This window comes from Prevotella heparinolytica (assembly GCF_002998535.1).
Lineage (GTDB): Bacteria > Bacteroidota > Bacteroidia > Bacteroidales > Bacteroidaceae > Bacteroides > Bacteroides heparinolyticus.
Window position 1 is genome coordinate 1,630,072 of sequence record NZ_CP027234.1, and the last position, 22,429, is coordinate 1,652,500.

General features: G+C 46.8%; 20 protein-coding genes (1 of these 20 cut by a window edge). 12 read left to right on the plus strand and 8 right to left on the minus strand.

The genetic code is table 11. From position 1 onward, the window contains the following. Positions 1-2: 2 nt before the first annotated feature. From C3V43_RS06760 to C3V43_RS06795, 8 genes are all read left to right on the plus strand, one after another. Positions 3-623 (plus strand): 3'-5' exonuclease, encoded by a 621-nt coding sequence (locus tag C3V43_RS06760; protein ID WP_106069148.1) that lies wholly within the window; start codon positions 3-5, stop codon positions 621-623. Between the two features lie 135 nt (positions 624-758). Continuing rightward, the gene (locus tag C3V43_RS06765; protein ID WP_106070491.1) at positions 759-1,940 is read left to right on the plus strand and encodes a class I SAM-dependent rRNA methyltransferase; all 1,182 of its coding nucleotides are present in this window, start codon (positions 759-761) and stop codon (positions 1,938-1,940) included. Positions 1,941-2,585: 645 nt separating this feature from the next. Then, on the plus strand, positions 2,586-3,851 hold the full coding sequence (locus C3V43_RS06770) for an MFS transporter (RefSeq protein ID WP_106069149.1): 1,266 nt from the start codon (positions 2,586-2,588) through the stop codon (positions 3,849-3,851). 21 nt (positions 3,852-3,872) lie between these two features. Next, entirely contained in the window at positions 3,873-4,454 is a 582-nt protein-coding gene (locus C3V43_RS06775) for a bifunctional nuclease family protein (RefSeq protein ID WP_106069150.1), read from the plus strand. Positions 4,455-4,465: 11 nt separating this feature from the next. Further along, positions 4,466-5,164, plus strand: a complete 699-nt coding sequence (locus C3V43_RS06780; RefSeq protein ID WP_106069151.1) for a 16S rRNA (uracil(1498)-N(3))-methyltransferase — start codon at positions 4,466-4,468, stop codon at positions 5,162-5,164. An 8-nt stretch (positions 5,165-5,172) separates the two neighbouring features. Further along, a complete protein-coding gene (locus tag C3V43_RS06785) occupies positions 5,173-6,273 on the plus strand; it encodes a DUF4836 family protein (RefSeq protein WP_106069152.1) in 1,101 nt (366 codons plus the stop codon). 30 nt (positions 6,274-6,303) lie between these two features. Beyond that, positions 6,304-6,948 carry an ATP-binding cassette domain-containing protein gene (locus tag C3V43_RS06790; RefSeq protein WP_106069153.1) on the plus strand — a complete coding sequence of 215 codons (645 nt, stop codon included), beginning with the start codon at positions 6,304-6,306 and terminating at the stop codon, positions 6,946-6,948. Between the two features lie 32 nt (positions 6,949-6,980). Continuing rightward, entirely contained in the window at positions 6,981-8,195 is a 1,215-nt protein-coding gene (locus C3V43_RS06795) for a hypothetical protein (RefSeq protein ID WP_106069154.1), read from the plus strand. 28 nt (positions 8,196-8,223) lie between these two features. Here C3V43_RS06795 and C3V43_RS06800 read toward each other — a convergent pair whose 3' ends face one another. Further along, positions 8,224-10,083: an SLC13 family permease gene (locus tag C3V43_RS06800; protein ID WP_106069155.1), complete on the minus strand. Its 1,860-nt coding sequence runs from the start codon at positions 10,081-10,083 to the stop codon at positions 8,224-8,226. 281 nt (positions 10,084-10,364) lie between these two features. On the opposite strand from C3V43_RS06800, the gene C3V43_RS06805 reads away from it, so the two are divergent. Next, complete coding sequence (locus tag C3V43_RS06805; protein ID WP_106069156.1) at positions 10,365-10,676, plus strand: hypothetical protein; 312 nt, start codon at positions 10,365-10,367, stop codon at positions 10,674-10,676. Positions 10,677-10,902: 226 nt separating this feature from the next. Further along, positions 10,903-11,520, plus strand: coding sequence for a glutathione peroxidase (locus C3V43_RS06810; RefSeq protein ID WP_106069157.1), 618 nt, complete (start codon positions 10,903-10,905; stop codon positions 11,518-11,520). A 52-nt stretch (positions 11,521-11,572) separates the two neighbouring features. Here C3V43_RS06810 and C3V43_RS06815 read toward each other — a convergent pair whose 3' ends face one another. Next, a complete protein-coding gene (locus C3V43_RS06815; RefSeq protein WP_106069158.1) occupies positions 11,573-12,280 on the minus strand; it encodes a TIGR02757 family protein in 708 nt (235 codons plus the stop codon). Between the two features lie 557 nt (positions 12,281-12,837). Between C3V43_RS06815 and C3V43_RS06820 the strand changes: the two genes are divergently transcribed. Continuing rightward, complete coding sequence (locus C3V43_RS06820; protein WP_106069159.1) at positions 12,838-13,257, plus strand: SlyB protein; 420 nt, start codon at positions 12,838-12,840, stop codon at positions 13,255-13,257. 142 nt (positions 13,258-13,399) lie between these two features. Here C3V43_RS06820 and leuB read toward each other — a convergent pair whose 3' ends face one another. The 5 genes from leuB to C3V43_RS06845 all read right to left on the minus strand — a co-directional run bounded on the left by leuB (position 13,400) and on the right by C3V43_RS06845 (position 20,127). After that, positions 13,400-14,461 (minus strand): 3-isopropylmalate dehydrogenase, encoded by a 1,062-nt coding sequence (leuB, locus tag C3V43_RS06825; protein WP_106069160.1) that lies wholly within the window; start codon positions 14,459-14,461, stop codon positions 13,400-13,402. Positions 14,462-14,533: 72 nt separating this feature from the next. Next, positions 14,534-16,081 carry a hydroxymethylglutaryl-CoA lyase-like TIM-barrel protein gene (locus tag C3V43_RS06830; protein ID WP_106069161.1) on the minus strand — a complete coding sequence of 516 codons (1,548 nt, stop codon included), beginning with the start codon at positions 16,079-16,081 and terminating at the stop codon, positions 14,534-14,536. Further along, on the minus strand, positions 16,071-16,670 hold the full coding sequence (gene leuD / locus C3V43_RS06835) for a 3-isopropylmalate dehydratase small subunit (protein WP_106069162.1): 600 nt from the start codon (positions 16,668-16,670) through the stop codon (positions 16,071-16,073). Before leuD ends, C3V43_RS06830 begins: the two co-directional genes overlap by 11 nt. Positions 16,671-17,079: 409 nt before the next feature. Further along, positions 17,080-18,474 (minus strand): 3-isopropylmalate dehydratase large subunit, encoded by a 1,395-nt coding sequence (gene leuC, locus C3V43_RS06840; RefSeq protein WP_106069163.1) that lies wholly within the window; start codon positions 18,472-18,474, stop codon positions 17,080-17,082. A 156-nt stretch (positions 18,475-18,630) separates the two neighbouring features. Next, entirely contained in the window at positions 18,631-20,127 is a 1,497-nt protein-coding gene (locus C3V43_RS06845) for a 2-isopropylmalate synthase (RefSeq protein ID WP_106070492.1), read from the minus strand. 216 nt (positions 20,128-20,343) lie between these two features. On the opposite strand from C3V43_RS06845, the gene C3V43_RS06850 reads away from it, so the two are divergent. Next, entirely contained in the window at positions 20,344-21,309 is a 966-nt protein-coding gene (locus tag C3V43_RS06850; RefSeq protein ID WP_106069164.1) for an IS110 family RNA-guided transposase, read from the plus strand. Positions 21,310-22,257: 948 nt separating this feature from the next. Here C3V43_RS06850 and C3V43_RS06860 read toward each other — a convergent pair. Next, positions 22,258-22,429, minus strand: the 3' portion of a protein-coding gene (locus C3V43_RS06860) for a hypothetical protein (protein WP_106070493.1). 74 nt of this gene lie beyond the right edge of the window; 172 of the gene's 246 nt are visible here — the last part of the coding sequence; its start codon lies off the right edge, out of view; the stop codon is at positions 22,258-22,260.

A 22,429-nucleotide genomic window follows, 5' to 3' on the forward strand; every position in this document is an offset into this window, starting at 1 on the left:
ACATGGTCATACATAGAACAATCAACAAAGAGATACTGAAGGAGCTGCCGAAAGCTACTTTCACAGGACAGATACATGTCGTACAAACTCCTTGGGAAGCCGAAAAAGCCGTAAACTATCTGAAAACTTGTCCGCAACTGGGTATCGACAGCGAAACGCGTCCCTCGTTCAACAAAGGACAGTCGTACAAAGTCGCACTGCTGCAAATTGCTTCGGAAGAGCATTGTTTCCTGTTTCGCCTGAACCTCACCGGACTGACCCTCCCCATAATCACACTGCTGGAAAACCCTTCCATCACGAAAATAGGCCTCTCGTTGAAAGACGATTTCATGATGCTTCACAAACGTGCTCCGTTCGAGCCTCGCTCCGTCGTCGAGCTGCAAGAGTTTGTCCGCCCCTTTGGTATTCAGGACAAGAGCCTGCAAAAGATTTACGCCATTCTATTCGGAGAGAAAATCTCAAAGAACCAACAGCTCTCCAATTGGGAGGCCGAAATACTGACGCAATCCCAGCAGCTATATGCCGCCACCGATGCGTGGGCGTGCCTCAACATCTACAACAGATTGCAGGAACTAAAGAAATCCGGCGATTTTATAATTGCCGCAGAAGAAGAGACAGAATAATATCATATCCCATAATGCCAAGTTTCTGATTAAATTGACGATAGTAACCATCTCTTTCACCATTCATATCATAAAGAAAGCGTGTTCTTTGCGCAGAATGACAGAATGAGTGATGATATAAATAACCGCCCGTTTATGTATAAAGTATATCTCAAACCCGGTAAAGAAGAATCATTGAAGCGTTTTCACCCATGGGTGTTTTCCGGTGCCATCGCACATCTTGAGGGCGAACCCGAAGAAGGAGAAGTAGTAGAGATTTACACTTCCCGAAAAGAATTCATAGCCAAAGGACATTTTCAAATCGGCAGCATCGCCGTACGTGTGTTGACTTTCCGACAAGACGAAGCAATCGATACCGATTTCTGGAAACGCAAACTCAGCGTAGCCTATAACATGCGGCGCAGCATCGGTATTGCCGAAAGCGCAACAAGCAACACCTATCGTCTGGTGCACGGAGAAGGCGACAACCTTCCGGGGCTCGTCATCGATGTGTATGCCCGCACAGCCGTCATGCAAGCCCATTCTGCCGGCATGCACCTCGACCGTATGACCATAGCCCGCGCATTGGCCGAAGTGATGGGCGATAATATAGACAACATTTATTATAAATCGGAGACAACCCTTCCCTTCAAGGCCGACCTCTATCCCGAAAACGGTTTTCTGAAAGGCGGAGGCACCGACAATATTGCCACGGAGTATGGGTTGAAGTTTCATATAGACTGGTTGAAAGGGCAAAAAACGGGTTTCTTCGTCGACCAGCGTGAGAACCGTGCCCTGCTGGAACGCTACGCTCCGGGGCGCAGTGTTTTGAACATGTTCTGCTACACCGGCGGATTCTCCGTCTATGCCATGCGAGGTAATGCCCAATTGGTGCACTCCGTTGACAGTTCGGCCAAAGCCATCGATTTGACAAACAAGAACATTGAGTTGAACTTCCCCGGCGACAACCGCCATGCAGCCTATGCCGAAGATGCTTTCAAGTATCTGGACCGCATGGGCGACCAATACGACCTCATCATCCTCGACCCGCCTGCCTTTGCCAAACACCGCGACGCCCTGCGCAATGCCCTGCAAGGTTATCGCAAACTGAATGTCAAGGCTTTCGAGAAGATTAAGCCGGGTGGCATTCTTTTCACTTTCTCCTGCTCGCAGGCGGTGAGCAAAGAAAATTTCCGCACAGCCGTGTTTACTGCCGCCGCCATGTCGGGACGCTGCGTGCGCATCTTGCATCAACTGACACAACCTGCCGACCATCCGGTAAGCATCTATCATCCCGAAGGGGAATACCTGAAAGGGTTGGTGCTGTATGTGGAATAAAGAAGAGCCTCAACCATCTGAGGCTTTCTCAAAACACAAGACTGATTCCATAAACAGACAGGAAAAACGCCTGTTATGTATTAACTATTTACTATGGTCATTTCATTTCCGGCAAAGAATCCAAAGAGCCGGAGACCCTTGCCAGAACACCTTCTGGCGAGGGGGTAGATCAGTATACGACTGAAGTAGGATCAGTATACGACTGAAGCCACATCAGTATACGACTGATGTACCTTCAGTACGGTAGTAATCCTGCCTCTTCTTTTTCTCTTACTCTACTGACAGAGATTTTGATAAGATTTTTCAGAAACGATGAGTACCGCGCCTCGGCGATACAACCGACTTTTAAGTTTCATGCCAAACACCGGCTAATCTCGTAGGCTGCTTTCTTCATCCAAACTCAAAACATTAAATAAGGTTAACAGGCAGAAGAAACAGACAGGAATATTATATTATATAACATAAACCATATACCTTTGCACTGTGTTTTTCATGGTATTAGATTTAAGGTTAATAAAGATTGGCTGTCTGGGATAGATGGCCTTCTTTTTTTATTATCCCCTCCTTCCTTTCTTCCTTTCCGAGAAAATACCTACATTTGCGGCAATGTATAAATAAGAAAAACACATAAAAAAGAAAGAAATTATGAGCATCAAAATCCGCTTGATTATCATGAACTTCCTGCAATTTGCCGTGTGGGGAGCCTATCTCACATCTATGGGCAGCTATCTGGTTAATGTAGGGCTGGCCGGTCATATCGGCATGTTCTACGCCATGCAAGGCATCGTGTCGCTCTTCATGCCTGCCATTCTGGGCATCATTGCCGACCGTTGGATACCGGCACAGAAGCTGCTTAGCCTCAGTCATTTCATTGCCGCCGTCTTCATGGGGCTCACCGGTTATTACGGCATGGCCGCAGGCGCAAATGCAGAGTTCGGCATTCTGTTTACTTTCTATTCGTTAAGTGTCGCTTTCTATATGCCCACCCTCGCCCTCTCCAATTCCGTGGCCTATACCGCATTGGATAAGGCAGGACTGGACACCATCAAGACCTTCCCCCCTATCCGGATTTTCGGCACCATCGGCTTTATCTGCTCCATGTGGATGGTCGATTTACTGGGACTGCAAAACACCTATGGGCAATTCTTCGCCTGCGCCCTCATCGGACTGGTATATGGCGTTTATGCCCTGTCGCTTCCGGCTTGCCCCACCAGCAAGGGCGGACAGACCAAGTCTCTGGTGGAGGCCTTGGGATTACGTGCATTTACATTGTTCAAACAGAAGAAGATGGCTCTTTTCTTCATTTTCTCCATGCTGTTGGGCGTGTCGCTACAAATAACCAACGGCTTTGCCAATCCATACATCAGCAGCTTCGGAAACATCCCCGAATATGCCGACACTTTCGGCGTGCAGCATGCCAACATCTTGATTTCTCTATCGCAAATATCCGAGACGCTCTGCATCCTGCTGATACCATTCTTCCTGAAACGTTTCGGCATCAAACAGGTGATGCTGATTGCCATGTTGGCATGGGTGCTCCGTTTTGCCCTCTTCGGTAGCGGAAATCCCGGCGGCGGTGTATGGATGTTCGTGCTCTCCATGATTGTTTATGGAGTTGCATTCGATTTCTTCAACATTTCCGGTTCCTTGTTTGTAGACAGGGAGACCGATAAAGAAATCCGCTCCAGTGCACAAGGACTGTTTGTCATCATGACAAACGGTTTCGGAGCCACCATCGGCACGCTGGGAGCACAGGCGGTAGTCAATTATTTTGTCGATTTCAACAGTACGGCACCGCAAATCGCGCAGTGGCAATCAGCATGGTACACATTTGCCATTTATGCACTGGTGGTGGCGGTGGTCTTTTCAATCGTCTTTAAATACAAACACCGACCGGAGGAGAGAAAATAAGAAAGAAGGATTTATAGCCCTATGAATAAGAAAAAGATAGAATTACAAGTACAGAATATTTCAAACAGCCAAGCGCAGGCAGGCGCCTACGCCTTGGTTTTGGCCGAAGTAGGAGGAAACAGGCAGCTTCCGGTCATTATCGGCGCTTACGAAGCCCAAGCCATGCTCATCGAACTGAAAAAAATCATCCCGCCCCGCCCGATGACACACAACCTGTTTGCCTCGGTGCTCGAGATATTAGGCGTCAAACTGCTGCGCATCCTCATCTACAAGGCAGAGAACGGCATTTTTTACTCCTTCCTTTACATGAAAGCCGAAGAAACCATTCTACGCATCGACGCCCGTACCAGCGATGCCGTAACTTTGGCCCTACGGATGGATGCCCCTATCTTTATCTACGAGGATATTCTGGAAGCAGAGCGCCTGAAAACGGGAGAGCAATCTACCGCTCCTATGAGAGACGGCAGTCCCTCCCAAGATGAGTTTTTGCAAGAAGACTCGCTGGAAATGCTGAAAGCGGCTTTGCAAAAGGCCATCGAAGACGAGGATTATGAGCGGGCCGCCCGCTTGAGAGACCGGATTAGAAGTATGGAAAAAGAATAAAACGAACAGCCATGCATGTCTTCTATACACCTGACATACAAACTTGCGCAGAACTTCCTGAAGAAGAGGCCGCACATGCCGTACGCGTATTGCGCCTGCAAACGGGAGACGAAGTGACATTGACGGACGGAAAAGGAAACTTCTATCGTGCCGAAATCAGTACCGCCACCAACAAGCGTTGCCTTGTCCGCATTCTGGAAACCATCCCGCAAGCCCCCTTATGGACAGGGCATCTCCATATAGCCCTGGCTCCCACCAAAAACATGGACCGCACAGAGTGGTTTGCCGAGAAGGCCACCGAGATAGGCTTCGACGAACTGACATTCCTGAACTGCCGTTTCTCCGAACGAAAGGTCGTCAAGACAGAGCGCATTTCAAAAATACTTGTATCTGCCATCAAGCAGTCACTCAAAGCACGTATGCCCCGACTGAACGAAATGACCGACTTCAAGCAATTCGTTGCACAGCCTTTCGAGGGACAAAAGTTCATAGCCCATTGCTACGAAGGCGAAAAACCGTTACTGAAAGACGTACTGACACCCGGACTCGACGCCGTAATCCTCATCGGGCCGGAGGGTGACTTCAGCGAAGAGGAGGTAAAAACAGCCGGGGTACATGGCTTCCGCCCCGTCAGTTTGGGGAAATCGCGCCTGCGCACAGAGACGGCAGCCCTTGTGGCATGCCACTTGCTAAACCTACAAAACCAATAATATTGCGTATGAAAAAGAATTTATTATTCCGGTTGTTCCCCGTTTGGACACTGATATTGCTCCTTGGTGGGTCATGCAGTAAGACCGAAAAAACAGAATATACCCATGTCATCCCTGCCAATGCTACCGAAGTGGCTGCCATCGATATGAAAGCCATCGTCGAGAAAGCCGGATTGAATATTCCCAACAGCAGGGAAATGCGGCAGAAAGTATCCGATCTGTTGTTCGACGGAAGCAGTCCTGCCCTCTTCAAGCAATTGGACAACATGATGGAACATCCCGAAGAGACGGGGATAGACTGGGACGCACCGGTATACGCCTTCAAAGCACCTTCACTGCACAGCATGGCTGCCACGTTCAAAGTCAGCGACCTGAAGAAACTGGAGACGCTGCTCAAAACACTTGCCGAAGAGAAGTTCTGCACAGCTCCCGTCAAGGCCGACGGATATTATATTTCCAACATGGCAGCAGCAGGCATACAACTGGCTTTCAATGATGGGACATTGCTTGTCGTTTATGGCGGGAGCACCACACAGCTAAAGAAATTGTCGGCTGCCATCACTGCCCTGATAAAACAACCTGCCGATAAAAGCATACATGCCAACCCTTTCTATGAGCCCATGATGAAGCAAAAAGGAGACATACGCCTGCTTGCCACTCCCGACACACTGCCTTTCGACGTGCGCGGCGTTCTGAACTGGTCGCAAGGCACACAACTTTACGGCTATGTTCTGTTTGAGAACGGAAGAATATATGCCCGCCTGCAACGAGCCGACTTTAATGGAGAAACCAAAGAAAGCAACCAGCCCTTCCACCCCCAAAGCACGAAAGACCTGCAATTGGCCATGGCACAAATGATGCACGGCGTACCTTTCAACATAGAACTGACCAGCGAGGAACTACTGACAGTGACCAACCTGCGGGCTCTCATGGCATTCGGCGTCGACGAGCCTGAAGTTCAGACCCTCTATCAACTTATCACCCGGATTGATGTCCTGAACGTACGGGGAGACAGCAACCGCACCACCTTCACCGTCGTTCTGCAGGATAAAAAACAGAATTCCTTGAAACAGCTCGCCGACTTTGCCAGACAATTTATCGGATGGTGATTCAAAGAACCAACGAACAATATAAAAGAAATGAATAGCATTCGACTACAAAAGACGCTTCCCACGGTATTTGCCGACCGCAACACCATCACCTCGGATATATGGCATCAGGACATCACGTTCTACAAAGGAAAGCGATATCTGATAGAAGCCGCTTCCGGCACCGGTAAGTCCTCGCTTTGCAGCTACATCTACGGTTATCGTCACGACTATCAAGGCATCATCAACTTTGACGGACGGAACATACGCTCCCTTTCCGTCAACGAATGGGTAAATAGCCGCAGACAATCGCTCAGCATCCTCTTTCAGGAGTTACGTCTCTTTCCGGAACTCACGGCCTTTGAAAACGTTCAACTGAAGAACCGACTCACCGGATACAAAAAGAAAAAAGACATTCTTGCCCTCTTCGAACTTCTCGGAATTACAGACAAGATAAACGAGAAAGCCGGAAAACTCTCTTTCGGCCAGCAACAAAGAGTCGCCTTCATCCGTTGCCTCTGCCAACCTTTCGACTTCATCTTTTTAGACGAGCCTGTCAGCCATCTGGACGATGAGAACGGGACCATCATGAGCCGTATCCTTTCGGACGAGGCAGAAAAGCAGGGAGCAGGCATCCTGATAACTTCCATCGGAAAGCACTTAGTGATGGAATACGACAGCATCTTCAAATTATAATATCCCCCCACTTTCAACTTAATAAAAAGGGTATGAACAAACTTGTTTGGAAACTTCTCCGCCGGCATATCAGCATAGGTCAACTGACCGGCTTTTTCCTTGCCAATCTTTTGGGTATGACGATTGTGCTAATGAGCGTACAGTTTTACTCCGATGTACTCCCCGTCTTTACCTCCGGAGACAGCTTCATGAAGAAAGGCTATATCATAGCCACAAAGAGAATCAGCGCTTTAGGCGGTATCACCGGGAAAGACAATACCTTCAGCAAGGACGACATCGAAGCGATGAAAGAACAATCTTTCACACGCAGCGTAGGCGCTTTCACTCCCTCCCTGTTCAAGGTCTCTGCCGGAGTAGGCATGCAAGAAGCCGGCATACACCTCTCCACGGAAATGTTCTTCGAATCCGTACCCGATGAATATGTCGACGTCAGTCTGGACAAATGGCACTTCGATGAGGGAAGCCATACAATCCCCATCATTATCCCCCGCAACTACCTGAACCTGTATAATTTCGGTTTCGCCCAAAGCCGGAGTTTGCCGAAACTATCCGAAGGCCTGATAAGCATGATACAAATGGACATCGTGTTGCGGGGCAATGAACAGACAGAGCAGTACAAGGGGAATATCGTCGGGTTCTCCAACCGGCTGAACACCATTCTCGTGCCACAGTCGTTCATGGATTGGGCCAACAACAGCTTCGCTCCCGGTAAAGAAGCCAAGCCGTCGCGCCTCATCGTAGAAGTGAAGAACCCCACGGACACAGCCATCAACGAATACTTCTCCGCCAACGGCTATGAAACCGAAGGTGACAACCTCGATGCCGGAAAAACCACCTACTTCCTGCGTCTCGTCACAGGCATTGTCATGGCAGTCGGGCTGTTTATCAGCATACTGTCATTCTATATCCTGATGTTGAGCATTTTCTTGCTGTTGCAAAAGAATACCGTGAAACTGGAAAACCTTCTGCTGATAGGATACAGCCCCACGCAAGTGGCCCTTCCTTACCACGTTCTGACGATAGGGTTGAATGTCGCTGTCCTGTTCCTTGCCACAGGTGGCGTAATGTGGATACGCACATATTATATCGAAAAGATTCAATCTTTCTTTCCACAGTTGGAAGAAAGTTCGTTGCTTCCCTGTCTCCTGACAGGCTTTCTCTTATTCCTTGCCGTGTCGCTGCTGAATATTCTCGCCATACGGAGAAAGATTTCCGGAATATGGAAAGGCGAGAAGAGGGAAGCTTAGCACACTATCCCTCTCAGTCCATTCAAGCTCAGAAAGGAAACAACAACGGCAGCACCAATATCATTACCACTCCCATGATAATCTGCAACGGGAGTCCCACTTTTATGTAGTCCATAAACGTGTATTGTCCTGCCGGCATCACCAAAGCATTGGGCGGTGTGGAGAACGGAGAAGCAAAACACATGCTTGCGGCAACCGTCACCGCAAACAGAAAAGGAACGGGACTCACACCAATCTGCACGGCACTTTGAAGGGCAATAGGCGCCATGAGCACAGCCGTCACCGTATTACTGATAAACATGGTCATCAAAGAGGTGGTAAAATAAATGCCTGCCAACAGCACAATAGGACCATAACTTCCCAACCCGCTCACCAGCGCATTGGATATATAAGCCGAAGCGCCGGTCTTCTCAAGGGCAAGCGACATGGGAAGCATGGCGGCAAAGAGCACAATCGTTTCCCAGTTTATCGTCTTATAGGCGGCTTCCACGTTTCGGAAACATCCTGTCAATACCATCAACAGCCCGGCTATCATTACGGCAGTCACCGGAGCTACGGGAATGAAATCGAACACCATCATCGCAACCATCAACAGCATGATAACGGCCGCTACCGGCGCTTTATAATCCAAAGTCACCTTAGCCGCCTCAGCCAAAGGCTGCCCCAATACCACCCATTCAGAGTCTTCCTTGCTTAAACGGGCAATGTCGTGCCAAGCACCCTGCACCAGCAATACGTCGCCGCTATGCATACGCTCGCGCCCCAAATCATGCAAGATGTACTCTTGCTTACGGCGTATGCCCAGTACGTTCACATTGAACTTATCGCGAAATCCGGCGTCCTTCACGGTCTGGTTCACGATATTGGACGAAGGCATCAAGACTATTTCTGCAATGCCTATATCATAGAAATCGAGTGATTTGTCGGCTTTGGCAGCTTCTTCCGTCGTATGCCCGTCGAGCATTTCAAGCAGAAAGACTTCGGTAAAGCGGTTCACATTGGCAATGTCGCCCGTGATGTATAGCACGTCTCCCACACTCAGGGTTGTGTCGGGTGATGCCAGTTTCTGGGTCACGGTCTTCAGAAAACGGTGCTGGGAAAAATCAGCACACCGCACTTCTATGATGTTTAAATCATACTTGCGACGCACGTCCAAATCGATAATCGTCTGTCCTATCAGACGGGATTCGCTGTTGACACGCAACCGGAACAAATTGCTGGACAATCCGTATTCCTTTACCAACTGGTTGAGTGATTTTCCCGACAGCAAGCTGTCACTCTTCTTACCTTTCTTGGAAAGAAACCATTTGGTCAGAGGCAGCAATACCAATGTACCCACCGCTACACATACAATGCCCACCGGCATGAAAGAAAAAAAAGACAACGGTTCGTATCCGGCTCCGGTCAGCGTATTCTGAATAACCAAGTTCGGAGGAGTACCGATAAGCGTCATCATGCCTCCCATGCTGCTGGCGAAAGCCAAAGGCATCAACAGCCTGCCGGGGTTCATCTCTGCGCTTACAGCCAGACTGACCACAATGGGAAGCATCAGCGCCACCGTCCCCGTATTGCTGACAAAAGCTCCGATGGCCGAAGTGACCATCATAACCAGCAGAAACAGTCTTAATTCGCTTTTGCCTGCCAGCTTCAGTATATGCGAACTAATCATCTTTGCCAGTCCGGTCTGAAAAATGGCTCCGCCCACCACAAACAGTCCTACCATCATGATAACGACCGAATTTGAGAACCCCGATAAAGCCTCCTCCGGAGTCAGGATTTGAAAAACCAACAAACCGAGCAGTGCACAGAGTGCCACAATGTCCGAACGGACTTTGCCGCCAACAAAGAAAGCGGCAGAGAGAATCAGAATAATCAGTGTTACCAGCATAAGCAATAGTTCTTACGGTATAAAAATATGCAACCTAACAGTAAAAGATAAGCGCGCCGCAAATTTAAACAGAATAAATCATATTTGGGCAATTATTCCTCAATCCTGTGCCCCCTATTCCACATATTTCCACACTTTTCCAACTATCCGGCATCTACCATAGGCCACCTATCACACTGAAAAACAACAAAATAACTGATTCACTTATTTTTCGGCATCGCCTTTGCATTATAAATGCCAGAGACATTAACCTAATATATTCACTTAAAAAAATTACCATTATGAAAAAGGTATTAGTAGCATTAGCAATGATTCTGGGAATAAGTAGTTCTGTGGCATTTGCACAGGAAGTTGACAACTCTGTTGTAGCAGAAAGCCAAGTTGCACAAGACGAATTTGTAAAGATGGACCCTGCCGACTTGCCGCAAGCCGTAATGCAGACGTTGGCCAAAGACTATGAAGGAGCTTCGATAAAAGAAGCATACGTGAAAGAAAAAGATGGAGTGAAAATCTACAAAATAGTTGTTGTTGCCAAGGATGAGACGGAAACAACTATCATGCTGGATGAAAAAGGTGAAGCCGTAAAAGAATAACAGGCTTAGTGGTAAAGTACATCAATAGTACGCAAGAGGGGCTGTTCACAATGCGTGGGCAGTCTCTTTTTTGTTTCCCTGTTTGCCAAAAAAGAATAATGCTATTGTGATATTACCGCTCCGGACTTATCTTTGTCCCCGTTCATGCAATCTTCTGCATATCATGACAGAGAGAGAAAGCGCTTTGAGCATTCTCTGTTTTTACTAATTAAAAAAAGAAACGAATATGAAAAAGAAATGGTTATTTATGTTTGCGGCACTTTTGTCTCTAACCGCATCTGCACAAGAAAACATTTATGGATTTAAAGTGAAAAACGCCGAGGAGAAGGAAATCTCTTTAGATGCTTACAAAGGCAAGGTCTTGCTGATTGTCAATACGGCCACCCGTTGCGGATTCACCCCGCAGTACAACGAACTTCAAGCCATCTATGCCAAATATCGGGAGCAGGGATTCGACATTCTCGATTTTCCCTGTAACCAATTCGGAGAGCAGGCACCGGGCAGCAACGAAGAGATACACGAGTTTTGCACGTTGAACTTCAACATTCAATTTGAGCAGTTCGACAAGATAGAAGTCAACGGAGACGCGGAAATCCCCTTATATACTTATTTAAAGAAAATGCAACCGTTCAAAGGTTTCGACTTAAATGACAAGAGAGGAAAGTTCATGGACGAGATGCTGAAGAAAAAAGATGCCCGATATGCCGAAAAATCGGACATCAAATGGAACTTCACCAAATTCTTGGTCGATGCCGAAGGGAAAGTCGTGGCACGTTTTGAACCCACAGCAAGCATGGAAGAGGTAGAGAAAGCGATTGCGGCGCTCCTCCCGAATAAGCGTTGACGCCTCCCCATCATACCCCTTGCCGGAGGACGGCAGAACGTCCGGCGAGGGGCTACGGCTGATTGTTTACCCCGTAACCGAACAGCGCAAAATCACCGAGGCAAGGATCATCGGGAAAAACCTCCGCCAAAGCCGCCGTAATGCGACGGGCGTTTCTCAAAGAGAAAGTATCGGTCTCGGTCAGCCCCAAGGCACAAGCCACCCGGCAAACATGCGTATCCAAAGGAACGATTAAATCCTTGCAATCAAAACTCTTCCAAAGACCGAAATCCACCTCGGAATTTTTCCGTATCATCCAGCGTAAAAACATGTTCAGCTTCTTCTGCGGACTTTTGGCGGAGATATTCAGAAAAGCGCACAACCGCTCCATCGGAGTGCCCGAATACGCGTGCAACGCATCTTCCAAACTCTCAAAAGCAGAATATGCCTTGTGCAGCCGACTGAAATAAGCATGAAAATCCGAGTAAGAAAGCATGCGATAAAAACTCCTCCTGTCTGAAGCGGGAAAATCGACTTCCCATTGACGGGCTAACACGTACTCGTAAGGAGATGCTCCGATCAGCCCATGAAGCTCGTCGGCTTTCTTCAATATCTGCCTGCGGTTTCCGAAACTCATGACGGCCGTCAGCAGACCGCTGATTTCAATATCCTGCTTCTGCAAGTAGCGGTGCGGAAACTGTACCGGGTCGTGCGGGATAAAACCGGCACAATGATAAGTTTCCGCCCACTCCAAAAGTTGTCTTTTAGTATCTTCAACCATCTTTCAAAGCAATTATCTTCTTCATTCGGATTGCAAAGATATTGTAATTATAGCAACATCGGATAAATCAAGGATAAGAAACTTTTTGTTTTCCACATCTCCCCAAAAGCCTATTAATAACCATTTTTTACCATTAACCATTAGTCTTTTCCTTCGTTTCGACTTCACTGTCTACCCCTGCCAGAAGTACTTCTGAGAGGGGGTATAATCAGTCAGTGACTGAAACCATTTCAGTCACTGACTGAAACCGTTTCAGTCGGCGACTGATTGTCGTTCAATCGGCGACTGAAACAATCTGCGCCGAGGAGCGATTGGAATTCTGGAAAAATTGTAAAATAAAAAGAACACAACTACACATATATCGGATGAATCCGGCAAGCCACTGCCCCCCTATATCCGCACCATGCATATCGGCGATCCACTTGATTCAAATCAATAAATACTCCTTGTTTGCATTTTATCGGATAACAATCTTGTATGGGAGCCGGCAAAACAATATCTTTGCGGAGAAATAACTAAATATCAGAAAGATAGCGTAAATAAAGAACAATACACGTATGAAGAATTTATTATTGGCAGTAATGCTGCTCTTTTCATTGAGCACAGTGTGCATCGCAGGCAACGACCCCGAAGTGGAGCGTTTAAAGGCACAACAAGAGGTATTGAAGCTGAATGAGCAACTAACTAAGCTGAAAATAGCCTACGAGAAAGCCACCTCAGAAACAAGTGAACTGAAGAAAAAGGCAATGAAAGCCAACTCGAATGTCGACACATCTACCCCTAAACTCTCGACAGCCGATGCTGCCGCAACCGCAAAAGATGCAAAAGCACGGGCCAAAGCCTTGAAAAAAGTGAAAGCCGCCAACGATAAGCTGGCGAAAAACCAAAAAGAGATTGCCAATCTGGAAAAAAAAATGGAGAAGGTACAAAGCCGTCTGGACAAGCTGAGCAAGAAAATAGAATTTGTGAACCAATAAACGGCAAGTCTCCTTTTTTAGAAGAGAGGAAGAAGCCCTGAGCACCGTTGTATTTTTCAGGCACGAACATCGCAGACTTTTACGGATTTCAGTTCAAAGAAACCGTGAAGAATTGCGAAGTTCGTGCCTGATGTGATTTTTATCAGCAAGCATTGATGGCATCAACAATCCATGCCCCTACTTCCTTCGTGCCGTATTTCGCACCACCCTCCACCTGAATCTCCGGAGTGCGGACATCAGCCTCAAGAGAAGCATCGACAACCTTACGAATCAATGCTCCTTCTTCTTTCAAGTCGAAGTACTCGAACAACATGGCTACCGAAAGAATCTGCGCCAACGGATTGGCGATGTTCAGCCCCTTGGCTTGCGGCCAAGAGCCATGAATCGGTTCGAACACCGGTGTGCTTTCGCCGGTAGAGGCGGAAGGGAGCAACCCCATGGAACCGCTGATACAAGAACCTTCGTCCGTCAGGATATCGCCAAAAGTATTCTCCGTTACCATCACGTCAAAAAACTTAGGTTCCTGAATCATACGCATGGCAGCATTGTCCACATACATATAATCGGTAGTCACTTCGGGATAAAGGGGGGCCATTTCCTGGGCAATCTGTCGCCACAACCGGGAAGAAGCCAGCACGTTGGCCTTATCCACCACCGTGAGGTGCTTGCGGCGCTTCATGGCATACTCAAACCCTACCTTCAAAATACGCTCAATTTCAGGACGGGTGTACATGTTCGTGTCATACGCCTTGTCGTTGTCCTGATACTTTTCGCCGAAATACATACCGCCCGTCAGCTCACGGATGCACAGGAAATCTGCCCCGTCCACCAGTTCCGCACGAAGCGGGGATTTATGAAGCAGGCACTTGAAGGTCTGCACCGGACGGATGTTGGCAAACAAGCCCAGTTTCTTGCGCATAGCCAGCAGCCCCTGTTCGGGACGTACTTTTGCCGTAGGGTCATTGTCGAACTTCGGGTCGCCCACAGCCGAAAAAAGTACGGCATCCGCATTCTTACAAGCCTCATAAGTAGCTTCGGGAAAAGGGTCACCTACTTTGTCTATGGCATCTGCACCACAGATGGCATATTCATAACTCACTTTGTGTCCGAATTTCTCGCACACGGCAGTCATTACATCCACACCTACGGCGGAAATCTCAGGGCCGATACCATCACCGGCCAATACGGCAATTTTAAACTTCATTGTTTCTTCTATCTAAATCGTTTTTATTCCTTATAATAACTCGTGTTTTGGAGACAGATACATTACAGCACCCTACCCCTTCTTTTCATACTCGCCCTCTATAATGTTCAGCATCTTCACCGTTGCTTTGATGGCAGCTTCCGTCTGGTCGGCATCAAGACCGCGCGTGCGAAACATCTTGTCTTCAAAACTCCATGTGATGACCGTCTGCACAAAGGCATCGGTGCGCCCGCCGGGAGGAATGGTTACGGCATAGTTCGTCAGCATCGGAAATTTACGTCCCAACGTCACCTTATATATCTTGCGCAACGCACGCACAAAAGCGTCGTATTGTCCGTCTCCACTGGAGCTTTCTTCGTATTCCTTGCCGTTGATTTCTATTTTCAGCGTGGCCATCGGCTTCAATCCATAGGCCAGATTCACGATATAGCTCTTCAGGCTGACACGTTCTTCCATCACTCCATGCTTCAAAACATCCGAGACGATGTAAGGCAAGTCTTCCTGTGTCACTAATTCTTTCTTGTCGCCCAGTTCAATGATGCGTTCAGTGACTTTGCGCATGGCCTCCTCGTCCAATTGCAAGCCCAAGTCTTCCAGATTCTTCCGTATATTGGCTTTACCGCTGTTCTTGCCTAGAGCATATTCACGCTTACGGCCGAAACGTTCGGGCAACAGGTCGTTGCAATAAAGGTTGCTTTTGTTGTCACCGTCGGCATGAACTCCCGCCACCTGCGTAAACACGTTCTCACCCACAATCGGCTTATTGGCCGGAATAACGATGCCCGAATAGGATTCCACCACACGGCTCACATCGTTCAGACGGTTCTCGTCAATGTTGGTCACCGCACTGAAATGGTCCTTCAAGATGGCCTGCACACTGGCAAGCGGAGCATTCCCGGCCCGTTCGCCCAGACCGTTGATGGTGGTATGCAGCCCCTTGCAGCCGCTCAACACGGCGGCAAGTACATTACTCACGGCAAGATCGTAATCATTGTGCGCATGGAAATCGAAATGAGCATACGGATAACGCTTCACCATCTTGCGCATAAACTCAATGACCTGCAACGGATTCAGTATACCGAGTGTATCGGGCAACATATAGCGTTTTATATTGGTCTGAATCAAAGCTTCCATCAACTGGAAAACATATTCGGGAGAGTCTTTCATGCCATTGCTCCAATCTTCCAGATATACATTCACTTCCATGTCCCGCTTGTTTGCATAGCTCACCACGGCCAGAATGTCTTCAATATGTTCCTCCGGACTTTTCTTCAACTGACACATGCAATGCTTCAACGAACCCTTACATAACAGATTAATGACACGGCAACCGGTAGCATGTATCCAGTCTACCGAGGTGTGCCCATCCACAAAGCCAAGTACTTCTACCTTCGGCAACAGATTGCGACGAGCTGCCCAGTCGCAAATCATCTTCACCGCTTGGAACTCTCCATCGGACACTCTTGCAGAAGCTACCTCTACCCTGTCCACCTTCAACTCTTCCAGCAGCAGACGGGCAATCATCAACTTCTCATGGGGCACAAAAGATACTCCGCTGGTCTGTTCGCCGTCACGAAGTGTGGTGTCCATGATTTCTATCTTCGGATAATCATGCTTCATTTTTATTCTCCCAAGCTTCTATCTTATCTTTATTTCCCACTAAAAAATCTATGTCGTCCAATCCATGCATCAGGCAATGCTTCTTGTAAGCGTTAATCTCAAAACGTTCGCTCTTGCCTGTTGCCTTATTGGTGATGGTTTGTTCGGGCAAGTTCACTTCGACCTGCACTTTAGGATTGGCGAATATGGAGTCGAACAGTTCTTTCAAGAACGGCTCGCTCACTACCACCGGAAGCACGAAATTGTTCAACTCGTTGTTTTTATGGATATCCGCAAAGAAGCTGGACACCACCACACGGAAACCGTAACCGGCAATGGCCCAAGCCGCATGCTCACGACTGGAGCCTGAACCGAAGTTTTTTCCTGCCACCAGAATCTGCCCGCCATAAGCAGGATTGTTCAACACAAAATCTTTATTCAGAGAACCGTCCGGATTATAACGCCAATCACGGAACAGATTGTCTCCGAAGAATTTCTCCTCGCGGGTAGTGGTTTTCAGAAAACGCGCCGGGATTATCTGATCCGTATCGACATTCTCTAATGGAAGGGGCACGCAAGTACTGGTGATGATATTGAATTTCTGTTTCATCTCTCTATCTGCAATTTAAGTAAATGTACAAATCAATTTTTATGTTTCAATCATTTTGTTTTCATGACAACTCCGCATCCGCGATCCGGCTTCAGCCATACGTGCGAATCGTCTGCTTAACAGGAGTTCGATATAAGAAAAGAAGCAGACGGGACATCGTCCGAAAGATGATGAGACCTGCTTGAAAACATTCTCCCCTAACGGAAGAAATCTACTTATAAAGCACTTATATGTAATTATCGCGCCTTTATATGTAAATATAAAGCCCTTATATGAAGTTTTCTCCCTAATCTCTTTCCGTCTTAGATAAGGCAAAGACAGGTTTTTATACGCCGATGAAAGGCTTTTTCTTGTACGGATGCAGTCCATATCCAACACGTTATATCGAATTCAGATTACTACTCAGCAATCAAAAGAGTTCTCTCGGGTCGGTAATAACCCCTGTCACCGCAGCAGCGGCAGCCACCATCGGGCTGGCAAGCAACGTTCTGGAACCCGGGCCTTGACGTCCTTCAAAATTACGATTGCTGGTAGATACCGCATATTTGCCGGCAGGAACTTTGTCGTCATTCATAGCCAGACAAGCGGAACACCCCGGTTGTCGGATGGCAAACCCGGCTTCTTTCAGAATCTTGTCCAACCCTTCTTCACGAATCTGCGCGTCTACCATCCATGAACCGGGCACCAACCATGCCACCACACCGTCGGCTTTCTTACGCCCCCTCACAATGGAAGCGAATGCACGGAAATCTTCAATGCGGCCGTTGGTACAAGCGCCCAAAAACACATAGTCAATCTTCTTACCCAGCAAAGGCTCTCCCGGTTGAAATCCCATATAATCCAATGACTTCTCAAACGAAGTCCGGGAGGCTTCATCCATGCCCTCGGTGGTAGGGATGGAATTTGTAATACCCATGCCCATACCCGGATTAGTGCCGTAGGTAATCATCGGTTCAATGCCCTCGGCAGCAAAGCGTACTTCCTTATCGAACACTGCATTTTCGTCACTCTTCAATGTTTTCCAATAAGCCAGCGACGTATCCCATGCTTCACCTTTCGGCGCATACTCTCTTCCTTTGATATACTCAAAAGTGGTTTCATCCGGAGCAATCATACCACCGCGTGCCCCCATCTCTATGCTCAGGTTACACAAAGTCAACCGGCCTTCCATTGTCAGACTGCGCACGGCTTCTCCGGCATACTCTACAAAATATCCTGTGGCACCGCTGGTTGTCATTTTCGACATCATGTACAAAGCCATATCTTTTGCCATCACTCCTTTTCCAAGCTTACCATCAATCGTGATACGCATCGTCTTTGGGCGTGTTTGGAGAATGCACTGCGAAGCCATCACCATTTCCACCTCACTCGTTCCGATGCCAAATGCCACTGCGCCCATTGCGCCGTGAGTCGATGTATGCGATTCACCGCAGACAATGGTCATACCCGGCAAAGTCAGTCCTCGTTCCGGACCTACCACATGGATGATACCGTTTTTCTCGTCCATCATGCCAAAATAAGTGAGGCCGAAGTCTTTCGCATTCTTGGCCAATGTGTCCACCTGAGTCCTTGAGATGGCATCCTCAATAGGTTTGTCCTGATCGTGCGTCGGAGTATTGTGATCAGGCATGCAGAATATCTTCTCCGGACGAAAACATTTAATGCCGCGTTCGCGCAAGCCTGAAAAGGCCTGCGGGCTGGTGACTTCGTGACAGTAAAGCCTATCTATATAAAGTTGTGTGGGACCGTCTTTCACTTCCTGCACAATGTGTGCATCCCAAATCTTATCAAATAATGTATTCATCTGTTCATTTACTATTTAGCTATTTTCTTCTCAAAATCGATTTTGAATTTATCTCTGCTTCTAAAAGAACGTTTAACCTTTGCCGGATATTTTCTGAATCTTCGTGAAATCATCCCTCCATTCTTACTCAATAAATCTTTCAACCATAAGGTCGTTTTACATCTTAAACTTATTGATACAATCAATATAAGCTTCAACAGAAGCGGCTATAATATCGGTATTGGCACCGAATCCATAATAAACATGATTATCATATTCCACCTGCATGTGCACCTTACCCATATCATCGCTACCCTTACTGATGGCCTGAATCGTAAATTCTTTCAATGTCATGTGGCGGTTGATTATTTTCTTCAGAGCCTTGATGGCAGCATCTACCGGACCGTTCCCACTGGCTGCCGCTTCGAACTTTTCACCGGATATACTCAATCCCAAGCTGGCAACCGAACGTACCCCTACCCCACTGGTCACTTGCAAATACTCCAACTTAATGCGGTGGTTTTGCGAACGGTCTGCTCCTGCCAATACCAAAATATCATCGTCATTGATATCTTTCTTTTTATCTGCAAGCTTCAAGAACTCATCATATATTTCGTTCAGTTTATCCTGCGTAGGATTCACTCCCAATGCAGACAAACGATTTTTCAATGCGGCGCGGCCACTACGTGCAGTCAGTACGATGGAATTATCATCAATCCCCACATCACGCGGGTTGATAATTTCATAGGTCTGTACATTTTTCAACACACCATCCTGATGAATGCCCGAAGAATGGGCAAAAGCGTTACGACCTACAATCGCTTTATTAGGTTGTACAGGCATATTCATCAAGCTGGATACCATCCGGCTGGTCGGATAAATTTTCTGGGTATTGATATTGGTTTCAATATCAATATCGTTATGACACTTGATTATCATCGCAACCTCTTCAAGAGAAGTGTTCCCTGCACGCTCTCCTATACCGTTAACGGTCACTTCCACCTGACGAGCACCATTCTGCACACCGGCCATCGTATTTGCCGTAGCCATACCCAAATCGTTATGACAATGGGTAGAGAGGATGGCATTATGTATACCGTCAACATGTTCCATCAGATATTTTATTTTTGCACCATACTCAGAAGGCAAACAATAGCCCGTTGTATCAGGGATATTCACTACCGTAGCACCCGCCTTGATTACAGCTTCTACCACACGTGCCAAATACTCGTTATCCGTGCGCCCGGCATCTTCGGCATAAAACTCCACATCATCCACATATTTGCGAGCATACTTCACGGCAGCTACCGCACGTTCTATAATTTCCTCACGATTAGAATTGAATTTATACTTGATATGCGAATCGGATGTACCAATCCCCGTATGAATACGCTTACGCTTAGCAAACTGCAAAGCCTCTGCCGCTACGTCAATATCTCTTTGAACGGCACGTGTCAAGGCACAAATAGCGGGCCATGTCACAGCCTTTGATATTTCAATCACCGAATTGAAATCCCCCGGGCTCGAAACAGGAAATCCCGCTTCAATCACATCCACTCCCAGCAGTTCCAATTGCTTTGCCACTTGTATCTTTTCCACAGTGTTCAATTGACAACCGGGAACCTGCTCACCATCGCGAAGCGTTGTGTCGAAAATAAACAATCTGTCACTCATCATTTAATTGTATTTGATTCATTATATATTATTTTTCGTTATACTTTTGCATAAAGTTTCAACATCAGAGTGTGGAATAAGGCCGATGTTTCATTAGTCATAAAGACCGTAGAATATGTTTCACCTCCACACTCTTACATCAGAAACCGGATAGTTCAATGGGCTGTAATGATGGCTCACGATGTAATGATGTTGTTTTATTTAAAGTTTTAGACTATGACCTACGTTGGAATCGATGTCAGCAAGGCGACTTTCGTTGTCGCTTATTCGTCCGCCAAGACAGGCAGGACAAAAACATTTAAAAACACAGTAAAAGGTGTACATGAGTTTATACAGGCCGTTTCAGCGGCAGAACACCATTGCGTTTTGGAAGCAACAGGCAATTATAGTGCGTTGCTCGTCTATCTGCTTTCCGAAGCCGGGATAACCGTCAGCCTTGAGAATCCGCTGAAGATAAAGAATTTCGCCCGAGCCATGCTCTCCGTCACCAAGACGGACGAGATTGATGCTCGTCTGACAGCCCTGTACGGGGAGCGGATGCAACCGACTCCTTACAAGCTGAGCAGCGATTCAATACTCATCCTGAAGCAGAAGCGCACGGTACTGCGGCAACTCAAGAAGCAACTCGTGGCAACACGTAACCTAAGAGGCTCACTTGAAATCCTTCCTTCTTTCGACCCTGAATGCAAGAAAACCATCGAAAAGACGATTACTTTCCTGGAGAAGCAGATCAAGGCAATGGAAGAGACGATTGCTTCCTTGGCACAAGGTGAGTACAAGAAGCAGATGGACCTGCTCACCTCCATCAAGGGTATCGGTGCCACATTGGCAGCGGCACTCATTGTAGCCACCGGTGGGTTTACCTACTTTGATAACGCCAAGCAACTTACCCGTTATCTGGGTCTGTCGCCTACTTACCAACAATCCGGTACGTCAGTCAATGTCAAAGGTCACATCAACCGAAACGGGGATTCAAACCTCAGAAGCCAACTCTATGTGGCGGCATTCTCATCACTCAGGTGCAATTCCGAGTGCAAGGCGTGTTTCGACCGTTTGCGGTCTAACGGCAAGCCCGGTAAGGTGGCGGTCGTTGCGGTCGCCAACAAACTTCTAAGGCAAGCCTTTGCAGTGGTCACGCAAGGGAAACCGTATGTCGATGGGTTCAAGTCCGAAAGACCATAAATACTCATCTGCGGAGGGAACGCCATGCGGCAAGGGGCTGAGCAGGCAGCCCCGACGAGCTTTCCATGCACGATAACCTGTATAAACATGCTAATTATCGTTAACCGTATTCAATTTTCTTATTATAGTTCATATTCTATATATAAAAAAGCCTTTCACACATGGAAGTGAGAAAGGCTTTCGTATTTCATTAAATCTTCTATATATTCATGCACAGTACCCACTTCCACTAAACATAGCTAGCAGAATAATAATACCACACAGTAGAATATATATAAAGTTCTGATTCATTCCGTTCTTTTTTATTTTAATGCCACAAAGGTATATATTATTTCGAAGCATGCAAACAAATCTCTTTCTTTTTCTTTTTAAAAGTATCATTTTATAACTCATAAAATGATAATTAATCAAATATATCACAATAAAAGAATCTAAAACGTTCCAACCGGCTATTTACAATTCCTCCAACCTAATCAAACGACTCTTTCAAAACTTTGTATCCAAGAATGAGACATAATGCATCTCAAAAGTGTGACTCATACTTCCTTAAATGCAAAGTCATCTCCCTTCAAATGCAGTATGAACTTCTCTTCAGTGTTCTTGTACAAAGTAAGATTAAAAATATAAGTGAAAAAGAATACCTGCTATAGCATAGTGGGACACTTGTAAACTCCCCATAGAGGTACTTTGAATTATCTATTAAAGAGGGCAAAAATAGTGCTTTAAAAAGTGGATGAGATTCCTTTTTTGATATCGTTTTTATTAGCAATAAAAATTAATCACAATGGGAATAGCACAAGTATTAACATCAAGCACGGATTTCACGGACTAACCTGTTTATCATTAAAACGGTAAGTTCCATAAAATCCGTACCTTCAGAAAGAAATCACAAGAGAAATACTTTACCGCATCTCTCCCGTGATTTATCTATTCGATGCAAATTCACATTTACTTCTTATCACATGCTTTATCGCATTCTTTCTTGTCGCATGGCTTATCACAAGCCTTTTCACATTTTGCACTGTCACCTTCTGTTTTACAACAAGCCTTGGTAGAATCACATACTTGTTCTGTTTTTGCCGCGCAACAAGAGTCAGTATCAGAGGCATTAGATTCAGCC